Genomic DNA, 21,607 nt, shown 5'->3' on the forward strand with positions numbered 1-21,607 from the left:
TTCGAAGCTAGCGGAAACGCTACCTCGCCGGGATCATTCGAACGAGATCGCGCGGATTGACGTAGTCGAGCTGGAAGCGCGCCCGCTCGTCCAGCATGTCGGGGTCGATCCGCTCCGACCGCAGCAGCGACACCCGCTGCTCGCTCCTCGCACGCTCTCGCTTGAGCTGGGCCAGTTCGCTGGTCAGCGCGATGATCTCCTGGTCGAGTTCCTGGCGCGCGTTGAGGCCGTATTTGCCGGTGTAGGCGTTGACGCCGAAATAGCCGACGATGGCCACGGCCATCGCATAGAGGGCGAGACCGGTCAGGATCGATTTCAGGCGCGCGCGGGAGACCATCCTGGGAAGATGGGACAGGTTGGTTAAGGGAGTGCTAATCGCCCCCTACTCCCAAGACCTCTCGTCGTGCCGGGGCACGACGTCACGGCCGGGACAAGCCCGGCCGTGACGGGAGAATGAGGTCTCAGCCGTGGTGCTTGGCGACATGCGCAGCGAAGGCGTCGATATAGGCCTGGAGCACCGGCTTCAGCGACTCCTTGACCAGATTGCCGTCCGCGTCGAAGGCGTCGCCGACCGCGTTCAGATAGGCCTCCGGCTGCTGCATGATCGGGCCGGAAATACCCGGCAGGATGTTCTGCAGCGTCTTTGCGGCGCTGACGCCGCCGAGCGGGCCCGGTGAATTCGAGATGATGCCGACCGGCTTGCCATTGAACGAGCTTTTGCCGTAGGGCCGCGAGGCCACGTCGATGGCGTTCTTCAGCACACCCGGGATGGCGCGGTTGTATTCCGGCGTGACGAAAATGACGCCGTCCGACTTCTGCAGCTTGTCGCGGAAGGCCAGCCAGTCCGCGGGCGGCGCGCCCTCGAGGTCCTGGTTGAAGAACGAGATGCCGGCCGGCGTGACGACCTCGAGCTTGAGCGTATCAGGCGCAAGCTTGGCCAGCGCATTGGCCACCTTCAGCGAAAAGCTGTCCTTGCGCAGGCTGCCGGCGATCGTGACGATGTTGTAGGCCATGAGGTGTCCTTGAGGGCTTGAGCTGGAGTGCCGCGTTGGCACTTAAACGATCCCGCCCGATGGATGCAAGTGCATGAACCGGCCGGATTTGGAAACGCTGTGTTTCGCGAAAGCAGACGGTGGGGCACCCGGGCTATGATCGACCCGCATCATTCGTTCCAAACAAATCAGGCCGCCAAGCGGCGGCCCGATCTATCGCGAATGTCCAACGCCGGTCAGATCGTCGGATTCCACGCCGACGGAATCAAGCGGTACTTGGCGCCGTCCTTCTCGACATGGCCGACCGACGGGAACGTGAAGTGGAAGCCGATGACGGTCGCCTTCTCCGCCGCCGCCATGTCGTAGAATTTTTGACGCGTCTCCTGTGCCAGCGCGGCGTCGTTGTCGAACATCACGTGCCAGTCGGGATTGCGCAGGAAGAATTCCGGAATGTTGGTGACATCCGACTGGATCAGCACCTTGGCATCGCCGGAGGCGACGGCGAACGAGGTATGGCCCGGCGTGTGGCCAGGCGTCGCGATCGAGGTGATGCCCGGCGCGACCTCCCTGCCCCACTCGAACTTGGTGATCCTGGACTCGAGCCCGGCGAAGGTCTTCTTCACGTTGGTGAGGTAGTTCTTCATCATCGGGTTGGACTCGGCCCTGGCCATGTTGTCCTCGCTGGTCCAGAACTCCCAGTCCTTGCCCGGCACCATGATCTCCGCATTGGGAAATACGAGCGAGCCGTCGGCGAGACGGATGCCGTTGGTGTGATCGGGATGCAGATGCGAGAGCAGCACGATGTCGATGTTCTTGGGATCGACCCCGGCAGCCTGGAGATTTTGCAGGGTGCGACCGACGGCGCCCTTGCTCGCCTCGAGATTGGCGACGCCGTTGCCGGTGTCGATCAGCACGAGCTTGGAGCCGGTGTTGATGAGCTGCGGGTTGAACGGCACCGTGACCATGCCCTTCGGCATGTAGGCCGCCTCGCCTGCGGCCAACGCGTCTTCCTTCGGCTTGTTGGCAACGAACTTGTCCGGCATCGGGAAGGTGCGCGCGCCGTCGTTGATCGAGGTGCACTCGAAAGCTCCGACCTTGTAGCGATAGAAGCCCGGCGCCTGCGTCCCGGCTTGCGGCACGGCGGCATCGACGGCGGTCGGTCGAAGGCCGGTGACTGCGGCCGCACCGACGGCAGCGGCGCCTGCAAGCAAATGACGGCGATTGAGATCGGTCATGGAGAGGTCCTTCTGAGCCCTTGCGGTTTTCCGCATTCGATGGCGGCGGAATAATCCCGCGCTTCGCTCAGAAGGCAAGCCCTTCCTGCGGTGACCTGCCGTCGCGGACCACCATTATTTATTTGGGTTGATGAGGAATTTTTCGTCTATCGCCTGTCTGCGCCAGTATCGCTTCGGCGCCTGGCCGTAGACTCGCTTGAAGGCGTGCCCGAAGGCGCTTTCCGACGAATATCCTAATCGCGCGGCGGTTGTAGAAACGCTGGCGCCAAGCCGCAGTTGGTCGCGTGCCAGCCGCATGCGCCAGCGAAGCAAGTAGTCGAGCGGCGACAGCCCGACCAGAGACTTGAACCGCTTCGAAAACGCAGATCGCGACATCGCGATCGCGCCGGCCAATGCGTCCAGGGTCCAGGGGTGAGCGGCATCTGCGTGCATCAACCCGATTGCCTTGCCGATCCGGGCATCGACCAGCGCATTGATCCATCCGAGCCCCTCGCCGTCGGTTTGATCCAACGCCGCACGGAGCACCTGGACCAGCAGGACGTCGGCCAGCCTGTTGGTGAGCACCGCCGCTCCAATTCCCGTCCCCCTGATTTCGAGGTCCAGAATCCGGAGGGTGGACTGAATGACGGGCGCCGGCGCACTGCGTGACGGTATGAGCAGAAAGCGCGGCAGCGCGTCGAGCAGCAATTCGGCGTTCGTCGCTTCAAAGCCGAAACTGCCGGCGAGCAACACGGTATCGCCGCCGGCATGGCGCGCGACGTCCGACTGCGCCCAATCGAATGCCGCGATACCATCCTCGGGAGCAAGGTGTTCGTCGTTGGCCAGAACATAGGCCGGCGCATTGGAGAGAAGAAAGCAATCTCCGGAGGCGAGCTGATGGCGGGTTTCGTCGCCGAAATCGATCCAGCATTCGCCTTGAATGACCGCGCCGAACTTCAGGGCGGATTTTGCCGGGAACCGATACGACCAGCTGCCGCCCGCCTCGAACCGCGTACATCGCGCGGCGCGAACGTCCAAGAGTGAGAAGACCTGAGACAGGGGGTCCAAGGTCTCAGAGTCCAACGTCCTGCCCAGATGCTCATCCGAGAGTTTGTCCAAGGCTTGATCCGATCTCGACGATTTTCGACCCGCTCGAACATAGATCATCCAAGCTTCCGATGCGACGTTCGTCCTGCAATCGAACTGAGGGAACAGCCATGACGGATATCGCAGGCAAGGTCATAGCCATCACGGGCGCCAGCAGCGGAATTGGCGAAGCGACCGCCCGGTATCTCGCAGAGCACGGCGCCGTCGTGGTCCTCGGCGCGCGACGCCGCGACAGACTGGAGACGCTTGCCGCGAGCATCGTCTCAAAGGGCGGAAAGGCGTCGTATCGCGCCATCGACGTCAAGCAGCGCCAGGATGTTGCCGGACTCGTCGCACTTGCAACAGAGCAGTACGGGAAGCTGGACGTCCTGATCAACAATGCGGGTATTGCCCCGATCTCCCGCCTTGACGACCTCCGGGTGGACGACTGGGAGGACATGATCGACGTGAACGTGAAGGGCGTGCTCTACGGGATTGCCGCGGCCTTGCCTGTCTTTCGACGTCAGGGCTTCGGCCATTTCGTCAACACGCTGTCAACTGCCGGGATCAGGATCGTTCCGACAATGGCGGTCTATGCGGGGTCGAAGAACGCCGTCAGGGCGATTTCCGAGGGGCTTCGCCAGGAGGCCGGTCCGTCGCTTCGCGTGACGACCATCTCCCCCGGTTATGTCGACACCGAGCTCCCCTCCTCGATGACGGATTCCGAGCTCAGGCAACAGGGAGAGACGGCCATGAAGGCAATCGCCATTCCTGCGAGCGCCATCGCCGAAGCGATCGCTTTTGCAATAGGCCAACCGGACAATGTGGACGTCGGCGAGATCGTCGTCCGCCCAACTGCTCAGGCATGATGCGTCGATCAAGCCGCCGCCGCGCCCCGCCCCGAAATCTTCCGCCCTCGCACAGCCCGATTATTTGTTCGGGCTGATGAGGAATTTTTCGCCGGTGGCGCGTTTGGCGTACACCGCGATGTTGGCGGGATCGAGCACCTCGGCCAGCGACACCACCTTGGTGTAATGGCTGGCGAAGGTGGTCTTGAGTTCGGACGCCACGCGCTGACGCAGGCGGCCGACCTCGGCCGGACCGATATTCTGCAGGAACGGGGTCAGCAGCCAGCCGCCGACGCCCCAGGTCAGTCCGAACGACCGGCTCAATTCGGTCGGACGGTTGTCGAGGCTGCCGTAGATATAGATCTGCTTGTACACGTTGGAGCCGTAGCGGCTGTATTCCTTCGCGGTCTTGTTGGCCGCAACTTCCATGGCGGTCAGGATCTGGCTGGCCAGCTTGCCGCCGCCGATGGCGTCGAAGGCGATCGTCGCGCCGGTCTCGACCAGCGCATTGGTGAGATCGTCCGTAAAGCTCGGCGCGCTGGAATCCACGATGTGCTTGGCGCCGATCTTGCGCAGGATGTCGGCCTGCTCCTTGCTCCGGACGATGTTGACGAGGCCGATGCCGTCCTTGATGCAGATTTTGTTGAGCATCTGACCGAGATTGGACGCCGCCGCCGTATGCACCAGCGCCTTGTGGCCCTCCCGCCGCATCGTCTCGGTCATGCCGAGCGCAGTCAACGGATTGACGAACCAGGACGCGCCGTCGGCGGCCGTGGTGCCCGCCGGCAGCTCCATGACGTCGCGGACCTTCAGCACGCGATACTGCGTGTACATCGCGCCGCCGATCATCGACACCGTCTTGCCCATCAGCGCCTTTGCTGCATCCGACGATCCGGTCCGGATGACAGTGCCGGCGCCCTCGTTGCCGACCGGCAGCGACTGATCGAGCCGGGCTGCCATCATCCGCATCGCCGCCTCCGGCATCGTCGCTGTGATGACCGGCATCTCCTTGGTGCCGGAGACCTTGGCGGCCGACATGTCGGCGGGCCCGATCAGGAGGCCGAGGTCGGAGGGGTTGATCGGCGTCGCCTCGACGCGGACGACCACTTCGTCGTCAGCCGGCTCCGGGGTCGGGACATTGACGAGGGACAATTCCAGCTCACCGCTCTTCTTCAGCAGCGAACGCAGTTGAAGTCCGGTCTGGCCGTCACTCATGTCGATCCTCCCCTGTCGGTCTTTGCGCGAATGGAAGCGCCGCCTTATGCCAGCGCCTTCAGTGCCGCCCTGCCGCCGTAGAGCGCCTGCTTGCCGAGCTGCTGCTCGATGCGCAGCAGCTGGTTGTATTTGGCGGTGCGATCGGAACGTGCAAGGGATCCGGTCTTGATCTGACCGCAATTGGTGGCGACCGCGAGGTCGGCGATGGTGGAATCCTCGGTCTCGCCGGAGCGGTGCGACATCACCGAGGTATAGCCGGCCTTGTGCGCCATCTCGACAGCGGCGAGCGTCTCGGTCAGCGTGCCGATCTGGTTGACCTTGATCAGGATGGAATTGGCACGGCCGGTCTTGATGCCGTCGGCAAGGCGCTTGACGTTGGTGACGAAGAGGTCGTCGCCGACGAGCTGGCACTTCTTGCCGATCAGATCGGTGAGCTCCTTCCAGCCGTCCATGTCGTCTTCCGACATGCCGTCCTCGATCGTGACGATCGGGTAGCGGCCGACGAGGTCCGCGAGATATCTGGCCTGCTCGGAGATCGAACGGGTCTTGCTCTCGCCTTCGTAGACGTATTTGCCGTCCTTGAAGAACTCGGTCGAGGCACAGTCGAGGCCGAGCACGATGTCGGTGCCCGCCTTGAAGCCGGCCTTGCCGATTGCGTTCATCACGAACTCGAGCGCGGCATCGGCCGACGGCAGGTTCGGGGCAAAGCCGCCCTCGTCGCCGACATTGGTGTTGTGGCCGGCCTTCTTCAATTCTGACTTGAGCGTGTGAAAGACTTCGGCGCCATAGCGCAGGCCTTCAGCGAAGGACGATGCCCCGACGGGCAGGATCATGAACTCCTGGAAATCGATCGGGTTGTCGGCGTGGACGCCGCCATTGATGATGTTCATCATCGGCACCGGCAGGAGGCGCGCCGAGGTGCCGCCGACGTAACGATAGAGCGGCATGTCGAGCGAGTTCGCGGCCGCCTTGGCGCAGGCCAGCGAGACGCCGAGGATGGCGTTGGCCCCGAGCCGGCTCTTGTTCGCGGTGCCGTCGAGGTCGATCATGATCTGGTCGATCTGCGCCTGCTGCTCCGCATCGAGGCCGCTGAGCGCCTCGAAGATCTCGCCGTTGACGGCGCCGACCGCCTTGGTGACGCCCTTGCCGAGATAGCGCGCCTTGTCGCCGTCGCGCAGTTCCACGGCTTCATGGGCGCCGGTGGAGGCGCCCGACGGCACCGCGGCCCGGCCGAGCGCGCCATCTTCCAGCACGACATCGACCTCGACGGTGGGATTGCCTCGGCTATCCAGGATTTCGCGTCCGATGATGTCGATGATGGCGGTCATGAGGGCCTCTTTTCGGGGACAAAGGGGGCAGTTGGCGGTGCTTCTACCGCAATGCATCGAGGCGGAAAAGGCCGGGTGACGGCCATCGCATGATTGGCTAAGAGGGCGCCACGGAGGCGGCCTGATGTCGAAAAAACCCAGCAAATCGAAGAACTCCCCTGATCTGCAGCTCGGCCGCGCCGTGGAATGGCCGAATACGCCTGAGAAGGCCAAGCTCGACCGCGTGCCAAACCCGCAAGCCGGGACCGACTATCTGGTGCGCTTCACGGTGCCGGAATTCACCTCGCTCTGCCCGGTGACGGGCCAACCGGACTTCGCGCATCTGATGATCGACTATGCGCCGGGTCCGTGGCTGCTGGAGTCGAAATCGCTCAAGCTCTACATCGCGAGCTTCCGCAATCACGGCGCCTTTCACGAAGACTGCACGGTGATGATCGGCAAACGCATTGCCAGCGAGATCAAGCCGAAATGGCTGCGCATCGGCGGCTACTGGTATCCGCGCGGCGGCATTCCAATCGACGTGTTCTGGCAGACCGGCCGCGTGCCGAACGGCCTGTGGGTGCCCGAGCAAGGCGTTGCGCCCTATCGCGGGCGGGGCTAGCGAGAGGAGAGCGATCATGAAATCGATGCCAGCCGCGTTCCGCAAGGTTGCATTGGGTGTTCTGAGCGTCTTCTGGCTCACCGGCGCGGCCGAGGCCGCCGAGGTCCGCGTGATGATCTCGGGCGGCTTGACGGCCGCTTACAAGGCGCTCGTGCCCGAATTCGAGAAGGCCACGGGCAACAAGGTGCTGACGGAATACGGCCCGTCGATGGGCACGACGTCGAACGCAATCCCGATGCGGCTCGATCGCGGCGAACCCGCCGATGTCCTGATCATGGTGGGCTATGCGCTGACCGACCTCGCGGGCAAGGGCAAGGTCGTTGCCGGCAGCCAGGTCGATCTGACCAAATCGCCGATCGGGGTCGCCGTGAAGTCGGGTGCCCCGAAGCCGGACATCAGCTCGGTCGAGGCAGTCAAGCGCGCACTCCTCGCGGCAAAGACGATCGCCTATTCCGACAGCGCCAGCGGCGTATACGTCTCGACCGAGATGTTCGACAAGCTCGGCATCACCGACGCCATGAAGGACAAGGCGCGCAAGATCCCGGCGACTCCCGTGGGCGAGATCGTCGCGCATGGCGAGGCCGAGCTCGGCTTCCAGCAGATCAGCGAGTTGAAGCCTGTGAAAGGCATCGATATCGTCGGACCGCTGCCCAACGATTTGCAGAAGATCACGATCTTCTCTGCCGGGATTGCGACCGCGTCGAAGGAGCCCGAGGCCGGCCGTGCCTTGATCAAATTCCTGGCCTCCCCGGCCGCGCGCGAAGCGATCATCGCCAGTGGCATGGAGCCCATCACCGCTGCCGGGGGAAATTAGCCAAGCCCTGCCCGTTAGCCAGGTCCTGCCCGCTGGACACCTCCGTACGGCGAGGCGCACTCAGCGCGCGTCGGATGGCGCGCGCTGCTTCAGCAGCCGGGCGCAGACGAAGCCCAGCACGATCATGATCGCGGCGCTCGCGAACAGGGTCGGCATCTTGCCGCCATGCTGAAGGCCGAAGCCGTAGGCGAGCGGCCCGACCGTCTGTCCCATGAAGAAGAAGAACGAATGCAGCGACAGCGCGGTGGCGCGCGCCTCGACCGAGAGCTCGCTGGCGAACACCTGCAGGCAGCCATGGGCGATGTAGAAGCCCCAGCCCATCACGACGAGGTTCAGCGCCTGCACCTCCCAGCGCGGGCCGAAGGCGACAGCGACGAGCTGCGAGGCGACCAGCGTCATGCCCGCGATCATCATGCCCTTGACGCCGAGCCACGGCAGCAGGCGCGACACCGTCAGCGTGTAGAACAGGCCACCGACCGCAAAGCCCGCGATGACCATGCCGGCGATCGAGAGCGACGTCTGCCCAAGCTCGAACAGGAACGAGGCGATGTACGGAAACAGGCCGAGCACGCAGCAGCCTTCGATGAACACCGCCGAGTAGCACACGTAGGCGTTCGGATTGGTGAAGATGGTGCGATAGCCCGCCTTCAGCGCCGACAGGCTGGTCTTCGGCGGATGCTTGACCCTGGCGCCGCGAAAGCCGGCGGCGACCGCGATCGACGCCACGATCACGAGTCCACCGAGCACCGCGAGCACGCCGCGCCAGCCGAGGAAATCGCCGATCAGGCCGGAGGCGGAGGCGCCGAGCAGATTGCCGGTCATCGCGCCGGCCAGCGTGCGGCTGATCGCGACCTGGCGTTTCTCGGGCCCGACGAGATCGCTGGTCAGGCTGAGCGCCACCGGAAACACGCCGCCGGAGCCAATGCCGGCCAGGATCCGGGTTGCAAACAGAACCGGGAACGAGGTCGAGAATGCGCCGAGGATGTTGGCAAGGCCGAGCAGCGCGAGGCAGCCGATCATCAGCCGCGTCTTGCCGAACAGATCGGCGGCGGCGCCGACGATCGGCTGGATGATCGCGAAGGTGAAGGCGAACACCGCGGCAAACCCCGCGGCGGTGGCGATGCTGACGCCGAAATCCTCGGCGACATGCGGCAGCACCGGATCGAGCGCGCGTGCCGAAAGCGCTGCGGCAAAGCTTGCGCCTGATATGACGTAGAGCGCTGTCGGCAAGCCGTGGTCGTGCGGCCGCGCCTCGCCCTGCTGCATCAGCGCGGGTTCTTTGCCAGCGCGTCGAACGCCATCAGCCTTGCGATCAGCCCCTCGAATTCGCGCAGCGGCACCATGTTGGGGCCGTCCGAGGGCGCGCGGTCCGGGTCGGGATGAGTCTCGATGAAGACGCCGGCCACCCCGACCGCGACTGCGGCGCGTGCCAGCACCGGCACGAATTCGCGCTCGCCGCCCGAGGAAGCACCCTTCCCGCCCGGCTGCTGCACCGAATGGGTGGCATCGAAGATCACGGGCGCGCCGGTGGTGCGCGCCAAGATCGGCAATGCGCGCATGTCGGAGACCAGCGTGTTGTAGCCGAAGGAGACACCGCGTTCGGTGACGAGCACGTTCGGATTGTTCGCGCCGGTGATCTTGCTCACCACGTTGGTCATGTCCCAGGGCGCCAGGAACTGGCCTTTCTTGACATTGACGACCTTGCCGGTGGCGGCCGCGGCGAGCAGCAGATCGGTCTGCCGGCACAGGAAGGCCGGGATCTGCAACACGTCCACCGCCTGCGCCACCTCGGCGCATTGCGCGGCATCGTGCACGTCGGTCAGGACAGGCAGTCCGAGCGAGGCGCGGATCTCTGCAAAGATCGGCAGCGACTGCGCGAGACCCAGCCCGCGCGCAGCCGACGCGCTGGTGCGGTTCGCCTTGTCGAAAGAGGTCTTGTAGACGAGGCCGATGTTCAGCCGCGCGGCGATCTCCTTCAGCGCGGAAGCCACTTCGAGCGCATGCTGACGGCTTTCGAGCTGGCAAGGTCCGGCAATGATCGAGATCGGCAGATCATTGCCGAACTTGACCGTGCCAATGGTGACGACCGGCGCCGCCGAATGCGAAGAGCTCAAGGCCAATCCCTCGTTTCGGCGCGACCATAGCCCCGATCGGGGTCGGATCAACCCTATTCGCCCGGGACTGCTTGAATATCAGGGTTGCGCCGGGAAGCCCGGCGCCTCCCTCGCAGGAGCTGCTACTTGACCGCGGAGAACGCGGTCGGCGTCAGGATCTGGCTGACGATGTTGCCGACGATCTGGCCGTCGGCTTCGCTTTCGGCGCGGGCCTTCATCCAGTCCGGATCGGTCATGAACGCGCCCCACTTCTTCTCGCGCTCGGCGAGCGAGTCCCAGGCCAGGAAATAGGTCAGCTCCTGGTTTGACTCACCAATCAGCGTGGTGAAGAACCCTGCCTGCTTGATGCCGTGCTTCTCCCAGATTTTCAGCGTGGCGGTCTCGAACCGTTTCAGAAGCGCCGGCAGCCGGCCGGGCAAGCAGCGATAGATGCGCATCTCGTAAATCATTGAAGTTCAACTCCCTGCATTGTTGTTCTTGCGGAAGGGAGTTGTCGCAACAAATCGCGCGCCCGTCAAAGGCAGGCGAGCAATCACACAAGCCGGCTCTGCACCATCGCCGCCTGGATGAACGAGGCGAACAGCGGGTGCGGCTCGAACGGCCGCGACTTCAGCTCGGGGTGAAACTGGACGCCGATGAACCAGGGGTGATCCTCGTATTCGACGATCTCAGGCAGCACACCGTCTGGCGAGAGCCCTGAGAATTTCAATCCATGCTGCTCGAGGCGATCCTTGTAGGCGGTGTTGACCTCGTAACGATGGCGATGGCGCTCGGAAATCTCGGTCGCGCCGCCATAGACCTCCGAGACGCGGCTGCCGCGGTTAAGGGCTGCGGGATAAGCGCCAAGCCGCATCGTGCCGCCGAGATCGCCAGCGTTCGAGCGCCTCTCGAGCTCGTTGCCGCGCAGCCATTCCGTCATCAGGCCGACCAGCGGCTCCTTGGTCGGGCCGAACTCGGTGGAATTGGCTTCCTCGATGCCGACGAGGTTTCGCGCCGCCTCGATCACCGCCATCTGCATGCCGAAGCAGATGCCGAAATACGGCACGTCGCGCTCTCGCGCGAATTGCGCCGCGCGAATCTTGCCTTCCGCACCGCGCTGGCCGAAGCCGCCGGGCACCAGGATGCCGTTGACGTGCTCGAGGAACGGCGCGGGATCTTCCTTCTCGAAGATCTCGCTCTCGATCCAGTCGAGGTTGACCTTGACCTTGTTGGCGATGCCGCCATGCGACAGCGCCTCGATCAGCGACTTATACGCATCCTTCATCCCGGTATATTTGCCGACGATGGCGATGGTGACATCGCCCTCGGGATTGCGGATGCGTTCGTTGATCTGGTGCCAGCTCTTGAGCACCGGCGGGATGCGCGATTCGATACCGAAGGCGGCGAGCACTTCGTCGTCGAGGCCCGCTGCGTGATAGGCCTCGGGCACGGCGTAGATGCTGTCGGCGTCGCGCGCCTCGATCACGGCGCTTTCCCGCACGTTGCAGAACAGCCCCAGCTTGCGCCGCTCTTCCTTGGGTATCTCGCGGTCGGTGCGGCAGAGCAGGATGTCCGGCTGGATGCCGATCGAGCGCAGCTCCTTCACGGAGTGCTGCGTCGGCTTGGTCTTCAACTCGCCGGCGCTTGGAATGTAAGGCAGCAGCGTGAGATGGATGTAGATGGCGTGATCACGCGGCAGTTCGTTCTTGAGTTGACGGATCGCCTCGAAGAACGGCAGGCCCTCGATGTCGCCGACGGTGCCGCCGATCTCGACCAGCACGAAATCGTAATCGTCATTGCCGGAGAGAACGAATTCCTTGATGGCGTTGGTGACGTGCGGAACCACCTGGATGGTCGCACCGAGATAATCGCCGCGACGTTCCTTGGAGATGATGTCCTGGTAGATTCGCCCGGTGGTGATGTTGTCCTGCTTGGTCGCAGGACGGCCGGTGAAGCGCTCGTAGTGACCGAGATCGAGATCGGTCTCCGCGCCGTCATCGGTCACGAACACTTCGCCGTGCTGATACGGCGACATCGTTCCGGGATCGAGGTTGAGATAGGGGTCGAGCTTGCGGAGGCGGACCTTGTAGCCCCGGGCTTGCAACAGCGCACCGAGTGCCGCTGAAGCCAGACCCTTGCCGAGCGAAGAAACCACGCCGCCGGTGATGAATATGTACCGCGCCATGGGACTTAACCTCTAATCCCCAAAATTCGATTCGCCAAAGCGATTCGTATTCCGCCCCAAGAATTCTGCGGGCCTGTGGGTGAGCCAAAATGAAGAGTGGTGACAGTGCCTTGATGGGGATTTTTGATGCAGGACGGTAGCCACCGCCCTGCATGGCCCCCCTGCTTTATTGCGAGCGAGGCACCTGCGGGCCGCTCGGAGCCGGCGCCTGCTGCTGCTCGTCCGCCTTCTTCAACGAATCCAGGATGCCGCCCGATGTCGGGGGCGCGATCGGCGCTCCGCCGGCCGGCTGGCCCTGCGAGGCCGGCGTGCCGATGATCGACGACGGCGCGCGGCTGTAGCCCGCATGCCAGGACAGGAACATGCTGGTGAGGAAGAAGCCCGCGGCGAGGATCGCGGTGGTCCGCGTCAAGAGATTGGCGGTGCCGCGGCTCGACATGAAGCCTGCGCCGCCGCCCATGCCGAGGCCGCCGCCTTCCGACTTCTGGAGCAGGACAGCGCCGATCATGACGGCGACGATCATGAGGTGGATGACGATGACAACGGTCTGCATAGTGTCCTTCCGTCACAAGCGGGCGGCGCCTGACGGCGGCCGATCGCGCTTCGCGGGTTTTCCTGAAGTTGCGCGGTGTTACACGATCAGACCGGCCATTGCCACCCCCGATCGGCCCCGGCCGCGCCGTGAGGTTAGCTAGGGGCAGCCCTTCGCAATCGCAAGAAAATCGGCCGCCTTCAGGCTGGCGCCGCCGACCAGCGCGCCATTGACGTTCTTGACCGCCATCAGCTCGGCTGCATTGGAGGGCTTGACCGAACCGCCATAGAGGATGCGCATCCTGGCACCATCGGCCTTGAACCGGGAGGTCAGGAGTTCCCGGATAAATCCATGAATCTGTTGGACATCCTCGGCGGTGGGGGTGAGCCCGGTTCCGATCGCCCAAACCGGCTCGTAGGCTACGACGAGATTCGCAGCCGTCGAGCTCTCAGGCAGGGAGCCGGCGAGCTGCCCGCGAAGGATCTCCAGGGTCTGGCCGGCGTCACGCTGGGCCTGGGTCTCACCGATGCAGACGATCGCCTTAGCCCCGGCGCGCCAGGCGGCCTCGGCCTTCTGCCGGATCAGGGCATCGCCCTCGCCGTGGTCGGCGCGACGCTCGGAATGGCCGACGATGACGGCGCTTGCCCCCGCGTCCACCAGCATTTCGGCGGCGATATCGCCGGTATGGGCACCGGAGGCCTTGGGATGGCAATCCTGGGCCCCTACGGCGACCTTCTTGCCACGCGCCTTGTCGGCGAAGGCGGCAATCAGGGTCGCAGGCGGACAGACCAGCAGATCGGCTTTTGCGGCCACATCTGCCGCGCCGTTGAGCATGGCGTCGAACTCGGCAGCCTGGGCCTGCAGGCCGTTCATTTTCCAATTGCCGGCGATCAGGTGGCGGATGGCGTCGGTCATGTCAATTTCCAGCAGAATGAGGTTTGTGCATGCGCTAGCAGAGCTGCCGCGGCAGTTCCAGAGACCAGGGGCCTTTAACCGCAGCTTCGAACGGCCGCGTGACCCGAGGTTGCGGGGGGAAAGCCGCCACTTTATGATGATTGATCAATTTGGTGACGCGCTTTTGCGGAATCTGCATTAAGACGCGCTCCGTTCCCCTCCTGCTCAAACAAGTTGGACCAAATGCTTCGAGGAATGCGCAAGGCCTCATCGAACTGGCTCGGCAAGACCATCATGGCCGTGGTGATGGGCGTGTTGATCATCAGTTTCGGCGTTTGGGGGATCGCCGACATCTTCAAGGGCTTCGGGCAGTCCACGGTGGCCAAGGTCGGCAGCACCGAGATTTCGCTGAACGAGTTCCGACAGATCTACACGGACCGCCTGCAGCAGATCAGCCGGCAGTTCGGCCGTCCGCTGACGCCCGACCAGGCGCGTGCCTTCGGCCTTGACCGCCAGGTGCTGCAGCAGACCATCGCCGAAGCCGCCCTCGACGAGGAGGCGCGCCGGCTCAGGCTCGGCCAGTCCGATGACCAGATCCGCCAGGTCATCATGAACGACCCCAACTTCAAGGGCGTCGGCGGCAATTTCGATGCGAACCGCTTCCAGGCCGTGATCCGCAATTTCGGCTATACCGAGCAGCGCTACGTCGCCGAGCAGCGCAAGGTGTCGCTGCGCCGGCAGATCACCGGCACGATCGGGGCAGGCCTCGAGCCGCCCAAGGCGATGATCGACGTGCTGACGCGTTTCCAGAACGAGCAACGCGCCATCGATTTCGTCAGGCTCGATGCCGCCCAGGCCGGCCAGATCGACGCGCCCTCGCCCGAGGCGCTCGCGGCCTATTTCGAAGACCACAAGGTCCAGTTCCGCGCGCCCGAATACCGCAAGATCTCCTTCGTGGTGGTTTCGCCCGAAGACATCGGCAAGTGGAGCGAGGTTTCCGACGAGGACGCCAAAAAGGTGTTCGAGCAGCGCAAGGACCGGCTCGGCACGCCGGAGAAGCGCCAGATCCAGCAGATCGTCTTCCCCAACGCCGCCGAAGCGCAGACCGCCCGGGAGCGTCTCGTCGGCGGCATGTCGTTCGAGGACCTTGGCAAGGAACGCGGGCTGAGCGCCTCCGATGTCGACCTCGGCCTCGTCACCAAATCCTCGCTGGATGCTGCGGTTGGCGAAGCCGCCTTCGCGCTTCCCGCCGGCGAGATCAGCCAGCCGATCCAGGGCGCGCTTGGCACCTCCATCGTCAAGGTGGACAAGATCGAGCCGGGCAAGGAGGCGGACTACGCCAGCGCCGCAGGCGACATCAAGCGCGAGATCGCCACCGAGCGCGCGCGCGTCAAGGTTGCCGAACTCCGCGACAAGATGGAAGACGAGCGCGGCGGCGGCGCCAGCGTGATCGACGCGGCGCAGAAGCTCGGCCTCACCGCCGTGACCATCGATGCGGTCGACCGCTCCGGCCGCGCCCCGAACGGCCAGCCGGTCGCCAACATTCCGCAGGGCCTCGACGTGGTGTCGCAGGCCTTCAACACCGATGTCGGCGTCGACAACGACTCGATCTCGTTCAAGGGCGGCTATGTCTGGTACGACGTGCTCGCCATCACGCCCTCGCGCGACCGCAATCTCGACGAGGTCCGTGACCAGGTCGAGGCGCGCTGGCGCCAGGACCAGATCGCCGCCAAGCTGAAGACCAAGGCGACCGAAATGGTGCAGAAGCTCGAAGCTGGCGGCAAGCTCGCGGATGAGGCCGCAGCGATCGGCGCCAAGGTCGAGAGCGCGACCGGCTTCAAGCGCGATGACACGCCCGCCGGCGTGCCCGCAGCGGTCGTCGCAGCCGCCTTCCGCACCGCCAAGGACGGTGTCGGACAGACGCCTGTGACCGGCGGCACCGAGCTGATCGTGTTCCGCGTCACCGACATCGTCGATCCCTCGGTCGACACCACCTCAGAGGCCGTCAAGAAGCTGAAGGAAAGCCTCGACCGTGCCCAGACCGAAGAGCAGGTTGCCTCCTACGTCAACAAGCTCGAAACCGACATCGGGACCACCATTAATCAGGCCGCCTTCGCGCAGGTGACCGGCGCGAACCAGCAGTAAGTTGAAAGCACGCGATGGACGACCTGAAATCGATCATTGGAAAAGTGGCGACCGGCGCCAGCCTGTCGCGTGACGAAGCGGCTTCCGCCTTCGATGCCATGATGTCGGGCGAAGCCACACCCTCGCAGATGGGCGGCCTGTTGATGGCGCTGCGGGTACGCGGCGAAACCGTGGACGAGATCACCGGCGCGGTTGCGGCGATGCGCTCCAAGATGCTGACCGTCACGGCTCCGCCTGACGCCGTCGACATCGTCGGCACCGGGGGCGACGGCTCCGGCTCGGTCAACGTCTCGACCTGCGCCTCCTTCATCGTCTCGGGCGCCGGCGTGCCGGTGGCCAAGCACGGCAATCGCGCGCTGTCGTCGCGTTCGGGCGCGGCCGACGTGCTTGCTTCGCTCGGCGTCAAGATCGACCTCAGGCCCGAGCAGGTCGGCCGTTGCGTGCGCGAATGCGGCATCGGCTTCATGTTCGCTCCCGCCCATCACCCGGCCATGAAGAACGTCGGTCCGACCCGGGTCGAGCTGGCCACGCGCACGATCTTCAACCTGCTCGGCCCTCTGTCCAACCCGGCGGGCGTGAAGCGGCAGATGGTCGGCGTGTTCTCGCGGCAATGGGTGCAGCCGCTGGCGCAGGTGCTGAAGAACCTCGGCTCCGAATCCGCCTGGGTGGTGCACGGCTCCGACGGCCTCGACGAGATCACCCTCACCGGCCCGACCTTCGTCTCCGCGCTCCACAATGGCGAGATCCGGAATTTCGAGGTGACGCCGGAGGAGGCAGGCTTGCCGCGTTGCGACGCCGGCGCGCTCAAGGGCGGTGACGCCGACGCCAATGCAATCGCCTTGCAGAGCGTGCTCGACGGCAAGCCGAGCGCCTACCGCGACGTCGCGCTGATGAACGCCGCCGCGGCGCTGATCGTGGCCGGCCGTGCCAAGGACCTCAAGGAGGGCGTCGCGATCGGCGCCCGTTCGATCGACAGCGGCGCAGCCAACGCGAAGCTGAAGCACCTGATCGCGGTCTCGAACGGCTGAGCCTGACATGTCGGATATCCTCACCAAGATCGAAGCCTACAAGCGCGACGAGATCGCCGCCGCCAAGCGCGCGCAGCCGCTGGCGGACGTCGAGGCGAAGGCCAAGGCGCAGGCCGCGCCGCGCGGCTTCGTGCGCGCGATCAAGGCCAAGCACGCCAATGGCGACTACGCGCTGATCGCGGAGGTCAAAAAAGCCTCGCCGTCGAAGGGGCTGATCCGCGCCGATTTCGATCCGCCGCAGCTCGGCAGGGCCTATGAAGCCGGCGGCGCGGCCTGCCTGTCGGTGCTGACCGACACGCCCTCGTTCCAGGGCCATCTGGACTTCATGGTGGCGGCGCGCGCGGCGACGTCATTGCCGGTGCTGCGCAAGGATTTCATGTTCGACACCTATCAGGTGGTCGAGGCCCGTGCGCACGGCGCCGACTGCATCCTGATCATCATGGCCGCGCTCGATGATGCCACCGCCAAAGATCTCGAAGATGCCGCCATCGCCTACGGCATGGACGTGCTGATCGAAATCCACGACCGCGCCGAGCTCGACCGCGCGCTCAAGCTCCGCTCGCCGATGATCGGGGTCAACAACCGCAATCTTCGCACCTTCGAGACCACGCTCGCGACCAGCGAAATGCTGGCACCGCTGATCCCCGGGGAACGGATGATGGTCGGCGAAAGCGGCATCTTCACGCCTGCCGATCTCGCCCGGCTCGCACGTGTCGGCATGTCGACCTTCCTGGTCGGCGAGAGCCTGATGCGGCAGGCCGACGTCACCGCAGCGACGCGCACGCTGCTCGCGCGCGAGACGACGGCGCGCGCGACGGGCACGCGCTGACATGGCGCACAAAGATATGGCGCGCAAGCCGTCCAAGAAGACCGTCCCGGCCCTCACCCATATCGGCGCCTCCGGCGAGGCGCGGATGGTCGACGTCTCGGACAAGCCGGCGACCGAGCGGCTTGCAGTCGCGGAAGGCCGCGTCGTCATGACCAAGGCGACGCTCGAGCTGATCGTATCCGGCAACGCCAAGAAGGGCGACGTGCTCGGCACCGCCCGCATCGCCGGCATCATGGCCGCCAAGCGAACGTCGGAGCTGATCCCGCTCTGCCATCCGCTGGCGCTGTCGAAAGTAACGCTCGACATCGAACCCGACGCGAAATTGCCGGGCTGCCTCGTTCGCGCCAGCGTGAAGGTCACGGGCCCGACCGGCGTCGAGATGGAGGCCCTCACGGCCGTCTCGGTCGCCTGCCTCACCATCTACGACATGATCAAGGCGGTCGAACGCGGCGTGCGCATCGAGGGCATTCATCTGGTCGAAAAACTCGGCGGCAAGTCCGGCCATTACCGCGCCTGACGGCGTTACTTCAGCGACGTGCTGATCGCGGTGAATTTGCTGTTGAGCTTGGAGCCCATGCCGTTCACGACGGTGATGATGGCCAGCGCGATGCCGGCCGCGATGAGGCCGTACTCGATTGCGGTTGCCCCACTCTCGTCGGCAAGGAAGTTCTTCAGGGTGTTTTTCATCGTTGCGTCCTCGCTATTTCGTCGGCAGGCGTCTCGCAAATCACATGCCAATGCCGATCCGAGGATCGCCAACACGTTAGATGGTTAAGCCTTGGTTGATCGTGGCGCGGCCGGCAGGAATTGACCGGCGCCCTCGCATCCTCCGGCAATTCCTGCCCGCCATATCGCCGAAACTCGATTGCATTTGCGCGCGACCGTTCACCCGGAGTTAACCGCGCTTCCTAACTTTGCCTCCACATCGTTCCCGTAAACCAACGGATGTTCTCAGGGCCAAGAATTGATCCTGACGTGTGCCCGGCAATGATCCAGCATGATGACGAGATTCGGCAGCCGCCTCTTTGATCACGGCTTCGTGCGCAGCGGACCGATCCGCTGGCTGGTGGTGGGCGGCGCCCTGCTGATCGCGGCCATCGCCATCGGCTCGGTCCTGATGGCGCAGAATTTCCGCGAGCGGGCGTTGCGCAACTCCAGCCGCGAACTCGAAAACACCGTGCTGCTGCTCGCCCACCATTTCGATCAGCAATTGCAGGATTTCGCGGTCATCCAGAAAGACTTCGTCGATCAGGTCCGCACGACCGGAATCGCGGCCAGGGAGGACTTTCGCAAGCGCTTCTCCGGCCAGGATGTCCACCGGATGTTGCGCTCGAAGATCGAGGCCCTGCCCTACATCGGCGACGTCAACATCATCGATGCCGAAGGCAATCTGATCAATTCGTCGTCGACATGGCCGGCTCCGAAGCTGAACCTTGCCGATCGCGCCTATTTTCGCACCTTCAAGTACGATCCCAACTCGCCCGATGTCCTGATCCAGCCGTTGCACAGTCGGATCTCGGGCGCCTGGACCGTCGTGATCGTACGCAGGATCGTCGGGCCGAACGGCGAATTCCTGGGCGCCGTCGGACGCGGGATCGATCCCGCCAATTTCGAGAAATTCTTCGCCACCGTCGTGCTCGGCGAAGGCGCGACGATCTCGATGCTGCATCGCGACGGCACGCTGCTCGCCCGCTATCCCCATTCCGGCGAATTGATGGGGCGGAATTTCAAGACCGGTTCGTTCGAACAGCAGAGAGTCTTCGGCCTCGATCGCTACGCAGGACGGTTCACGAGCCCCGTCGACGGCGAAGATCGGCTGATTGCCTCGCGCGCCCTGCCCCACTTTCCGATCCTGATGATGGCCACCACGACGCGCACCTCCGCCCTGACGGACTGGCGCGAGCAGATCGGCATGCTGATTTCGGTCGCGGGCGCCTCCGCGCTCGCCATCGCGGGCGTTCTGATCGCCGTGGTGCGCAAGCTGCTCGAGCAGCACCGCGCTTCGCGCGAGCGGCTGACGTTGGAGAAGCTGCGGCTGGACCGCGCCGTCAACAACATGACGCAGGGCCTCCTGCTGTTCGACGCCGAGCAGCGGCTGGTGGTCTGCAACCAGCGCTACATCGAAATGTACGGATTGTCGGCCGAGGTCGTGAAGCCAGGCTCCAGCTTCCACGACATCATCGCCCATCGCAAGGCGACCGGCTCGTTCACCGGCGACGTCGATGCTTACGTCGCGCTCGTGCTGAAGGACATCCATGTGCGGAATTCAATGGTGGTCGACACCTCCGACGGCCGGTCGATCCACATCCTGAACGAGCCGCTCGCGGACGGCGGCTGGGTGGCGACCCATGAGGACATCACCGAGCGACGCCGCATCGAGGAGCGCATCACCCACCTCGCCCATTACGACGCGCTGACCGACCTGCCCAACCGCACCATGTTCCACGAGCACCTGCGCGATGAGCTGGCCGCTGTCGGCCGCGGCGAGCAGATCGCGGTGCATTACATCGACATCGACGAGTTCAAGGGCGTCAACGACGCGCTCGGCCATCTCGTCGGCGACGAGCTGTTGAAATCCATTGCCGCGAGCCTGCGCCGCTGCGCGGGCCCGACGGATTTCGTGGCGCGGCTCGGCGGCGACGAATTCGCCATCGTCCAGAGCGCGGTGACATCGCGGGACCAGGTCGACGAGCTCGTCGCGCGCATCTTCGCGGCCATCCGAGCGCCGTTCGACTGCATGGGCCATCATCTCACCACCGATGCCAGCGTCGGCATCGCGCTCGCGCCGGAACACGGCACGGCGCTCGACCAGATTCTCAAGAACGCGGACATGGCGATGTACGCCGCCAAGTCCGCCGGACGCCGCACCTATCGGTTCTTCGAGCCGGAGATGGATGCCAAGGTGCGCGAGCGCCGGCAGATCGAGATCGACCTGCGCCACGCCATCGCCCGAGGGGGCCGCGAGGGCGGCCTCGAGGTCCATTACCAACCCTGCCTCAGCCTCAAGGATGATCGCATCACCGGCTGCGAGGCCTTGGTGCGCTGGCGCCATCCCGAGCGCGGCATGGTTTCACCGGCCGAATTCATCCCGATCGCGGAAGATACCGGCCTGATCAACGAGATCGGCGAATGGGTGCTGGCGACCGCCTGCCGGGACGCCGCGAGCTGGCCTGACGACATCCGCCTCGCCGTCAACGTCTCGCCGGTGCAGTTCAAGAGCGGTACGCTGGCCTTGAAGATCATGGCGGCGCTCGCCGCGTCCAACCTGCCGGCGAGCCGGCTCGAACTCGAGATCACCGAGGCGGTGCTGATCCGCGATGATGAGACCGCGCTGGCGATCCTGCACCAGCTCCGTGCCATCGGCGTGCGCATCGCGCTCGATGATTTCGGCACCGGCTACTCCTCGCTGAGCTATCTGCACCGTTTTCCGTTCGACAAGATCAAGATCGATCGCTGCTTCGTCGACGACATCGCCGGTCCCGACGGCTCCGCCAGCATCGTCCAGGCCGTCGTCAATCTGGCGACGGCGCGCCGCATGACCACGACGGCCGAGGGCGTCGAGACCGAGGAGCAGCAGCGTCTGCTGCGCGCGCTCGGCTGTTCGGAGATGCAGGGTTATCTGTTCAGCGCCGCCAAGCCCGCCGACAAGGTGCTGGAGCTGTTCGCGCTGCATCGCAGCCGGCTCGCCCAGCGCGGCGGTCATGCAAGCCGCCGCCGCGAGGCGAGTTAGGCCGGCCGATCCGGTCCGGAACGGGCATCCCCAAACGAAACCGCCCGGAAGCGGTGAGCCGCTCCCGGGGCGA

The 21,607-nt window shown here is 64.7% G+C and carries 21 protein-coding genes; 8 read left to right on the forward strand and 13 right to left on the reverse strand.

Translation table 11 applies throughout. The features are described from left to right. Nucleotides 1-19: 19 nt before the first annotated feature. The 4 genes from JQ580_RS23865 to JQ580_RS23880 form a co-directional block, all read right to left on the reverse strand. The gene (locus JQ580_RS23865) at nt 20-337 is read right to left on the reverse strand and encodes an FtsB family cell division protein (RefSeq protein ID WP_212282651.1); all 318 of its coding nucleotides are present in this window, start codon (nt 335-337) and stop codon (nt 20-22) included. A 124-nt stretch (nt 338-461) separates the two neighbouring features. Continuing rightward, nucleotides 462-1,013, reverse strand: a complete 552-nt coding sequence (locus JQ580_RS23870) for an NADPH-dependent FMN reductase (RefSeq protein WP_212282652.1) — start codon at nt 1,011-1,013, stop codon at nt 462-464. Between the two features lie 215 nt (nt 1,014-1,228). Beyond that, the gene (locus JQ580_RS23875; protein WP_212282653.1) at nt 1,229-2,227 is read right to left on the reverse strand and encodes an MBL fold metallo-hydrolase; all 999 of its coding nucleotides are present in this window, start codon (nt 2,225-2,227) and stop codon (nt 1,229-1,231) included. 114 nt (nt 2,228-2,341) lie between these two features. Continuing rightward, nucleotides 2,342-3,325: an AraC family transcriptional regulator gene (locus JQ580_RS23880; protein ID WP_409363229.1), complete on the reverse strand. Its 984-nt coding sequence runs from the start codon at nt 3,323-3,325 to the stop codon at nt 2,342-2,344. A gap of 98 nt (nt 3,326-3,423) precedes the next feature. Between JQ580_RS23880 and JQ580_RS23885 the strand changes: the two genes are divergently transcribed. After that, nucleotides 3,424-4,161, forward strand: coding sequence for an SDR family oxidoreductase (locus tag JQ580_RS23885; protein ID WP_212282655.1), 738 nt, complete (start codon nt 3,424-3,426; stop codon nt 4,159-4,161). 60 nt (nt 4,162-4,221) lie between these two features. Here the strand turns inward: JQ580_RS23885 and JQ580_RS23890 are convergent, their stop codons facing one another. Then, nucleotides 4,222-5,355 carry a zinc-binding dehydrogenase gene (locus tag JQ580_RS23890; RefSeq protein WP_212282656.1) on the reverse strand — a complete coding sequence of 378 codons (1,134 nt, stop codon included), beginning with the start codon at nt 5,353-5,355 and terminating at the stop codon, nt 4,222-4,224. A 44-nt stretch (nt 5,356-5,399) separates the two neighbouring features. Further along, nucleotides 5,400-6,683: a phosphopyruvate hydratase gene (gene eno, locus JQ580_RS23895; RefSeq protein WP_212282657.1), complete on the reverse strand. Its 1,284-nt coding sequence runs from the start codon at nt 6,681-6,683 to the stop codon at nt 5,400-5,402. A 124-nt stretch (nt 6,684-6,807) separates the two neighbouring features. On the opposite strand from eno, the gene queF reads away from it, so the two are divergent. Both queF and JQ580_RS23905 read left to right on the forward strand, forming a co-directional pair. Next, nucleotides 6,808-7,284, forward strand: a complete 477-nt coding sequence (queF, locus tag JQ580_RS23900; RefSeq protein WP_212282658.1) for a preQ(1) synthase — start codon at nt 6,808-6,810, stop codon at nt 7,282-7,284. A gap of 16 nt (nt 7,285-7,300) precedes the next feature. Beyond that, nucleotides 7,301-8,098: a substrate-binding domain-containing protein gene (locus tag JQ580_RS23905; RefSeq protein ID WP_212282659.1), complete on the forward strand. Its 798-nt coding sequence runs from the start codon at nt 7,301-7,303 to the stop codon at nt 8,096-8,098. Nucleotides 8,099-8,158: 60 nt separating this feature from the next. Here JQ580_RS23905 and JQ580_RS23910 read toward each other — a convergent pair whose 3' ends face one another. From JQ580_RS23910 to tpiA, 6 genes are all read right to left on the reverse strand, one after another. Further along, entirely contained in the window at nt 8,159-9,364 is a 1,206-nt protein-coding gene (locus JQ580_RS23910) for an MFS transporter (protein WP_212282660.1), read from the reverse strand. After that, the gene (gene kdsA / locus JQ580_RS23915) at nt 9,364-10,212 is read right to left on the reverse strand and encodes a 3-deoxy-8-phosphooctulonate synthase (protein ID WP_212282661.1); all 849 of its coding nucleotides are present in this window, start codon (nt 10,210-10,212) and stop codon (nt 9,364-9,366) included. Before kdsA ends, JQ580_RS23910 begins: the two co-directional genes overlap by 1 nt. Nucleotides 10,213-10,334: 122 nt before the next feature. Further along, on the reverse strand, nt 10,335-10,661 hold the full coding sequence (locus JQ580_RS23920) for an NIPSNAP family protein (RefSeq protein WP_212282662.1): 327 nt from the start codon (nt 10,659-10,661) through the stop codon (nt 10,335-10,337). Between the two features lie 83 nt (nt 10,662-10,744). Beyond that, nucleotides 10,745-12,376 (reverse strand): CTP synthase, encoded by a 1,632-nt coding sequence (locus JQ580_RS23925; RefSeq protein WP_106952647.1) that lies wholly within the window; start codon nt 12,374-12,376, stop codon nt 10,745-10,747. Nucleotides 12,377-12,542: 166 nt separating this feature from the next. Next, nucleotides 12,543-12,929 (reverse strand): preprotein translocase subunit SecG, encoded by a 387-nt coding sequence (gene secG, locus JQ580_RS23930; RefSeq protein ID WP_212282663.1) that lies wholly within the window; start codon nt 12,927-12,929, stop codon nt 12,543-12,545. Between the two features lie 138 nt (nt 12,930-13,067). Beyond that, the gene (gene tpiA / locus JQ580_RS23935) at nt 13,068-13,823 is read right to left on the reverse strand and encodes a triose-phosphate isomerase (RefSeq protein WP_212282664.1); all 756 of its coding nucleotides are present in this window, start codon (nt 13,821-13,823) and stop codon (nt 13,068-13,070) included. A 222-nt stretch (nt 13,824-14,045) separates the two neighbouring features. Here tpiA and JQ580_RS23940 point away from each other — a divergent pair, with 222 nt between their 5' ends. The 4 genes from JQ580_RS23940 to moaC are packed head-to-tail and all read left to right on the forward strand — an operon-like array spanning nt 14,046 to nt 18,321. Next, complete coding sequence (locus JQ580_RS23940; protein WP_212282665.1) at nt 14,046-15,947, forward strand: SurA N-terminal domain-containing protein; 1,902 nt, start codon at nt 14,046-14,048, stop codon at nt 15,945-15,947. A gap of 14 nt (nt 15,948-15,961) precedes the next feature. After that, nucleotides 15,962-16,975 carry an anthranilate phosphoribosyltransferase gene (gene trpD / locus JQ580_RS23945; RefSeq protein WP_212282666.1) on the forward strand — a complete coding sequence of 338 codons (1,014 nt, stop codon included), beginning with the start codon at nt 15,962-15,964 and terminating at the stop codon, nt 16,973-16,975. 7 nt (nt 16,976-16,982) lie between these two features. After that, nucleotides 16,983-17,804 carry an indole-3-glycerol phosphate synthase TrpC gene (gene trpC, locus JQ580_RS23950; protein ID WP_212282667.1) on the forward strand — a complete coding sequence of 274 codons (822 nt, stop codon included), beginning with the start codon at nt 16,983-16,985 and terminating at the stop codon, nt 17,802-17,804. Nucleotide 17,805: 1 nt separating this feature from the next. Further along, nucleotides 17,806-18,321, forward strand: coding sequence for a cyclic pyranopterin monophosphate synthase MoaC (gene moaC / locus JQ580_RS23955; RefSeq protein WP_409363226.1), 516 nt, complete (start codon nt 17,806-17,808; stop codon nt 18,319-18,321). 5 nt (nt 18,322-18,326) lie between these two features. Here moaC and JQ580_RS23960 read toward each other — a convergent pair whose 3' ends face one another. Beyond that, nucleotides 18,327-18,491, reverse strand: a complete 165-nt coding sequence (locus tag JQ580_RS23960) for a Flp family type IVb pilin (RefSeq protein WP_212282668.1) — start codon at nt 18,489-18,491, stop codon at nt 18,327-18,329. Nucleotides 18,492-18,801: 310 nt separating this feature from the next. Between JQ580_RS23960 and JQ580_RS23965 the strand changes: the two genes are divergently transcribed. Next, nucleotides 18,802-21,534, forward strand: a complete 2,733-nt coding sequence (locus tag JQ580_RS23965) for a bifunctional diguanylate cyclase/phosphodiesterase (RefSeq protein ID WP_212282669.1) — start codon at nt 18,802-18,804, stop codon at nt 21,532-21,534. Nucleotides 21,535-21,607: the final 73 nt, after the last annotated feature.

It is taken from the genome of Bradyrhizobium sp. SZCCT0148 (assembly GCF_018129985.1).
Taxonomy (GTDB): domain Bacteria; phylum Pseudomonadota; class Alphaproteobacteria; order Rhizobiales; family Xanthobacteraceae; genus Bradyrhizobium; species Bradyrhizobium japonicum_H.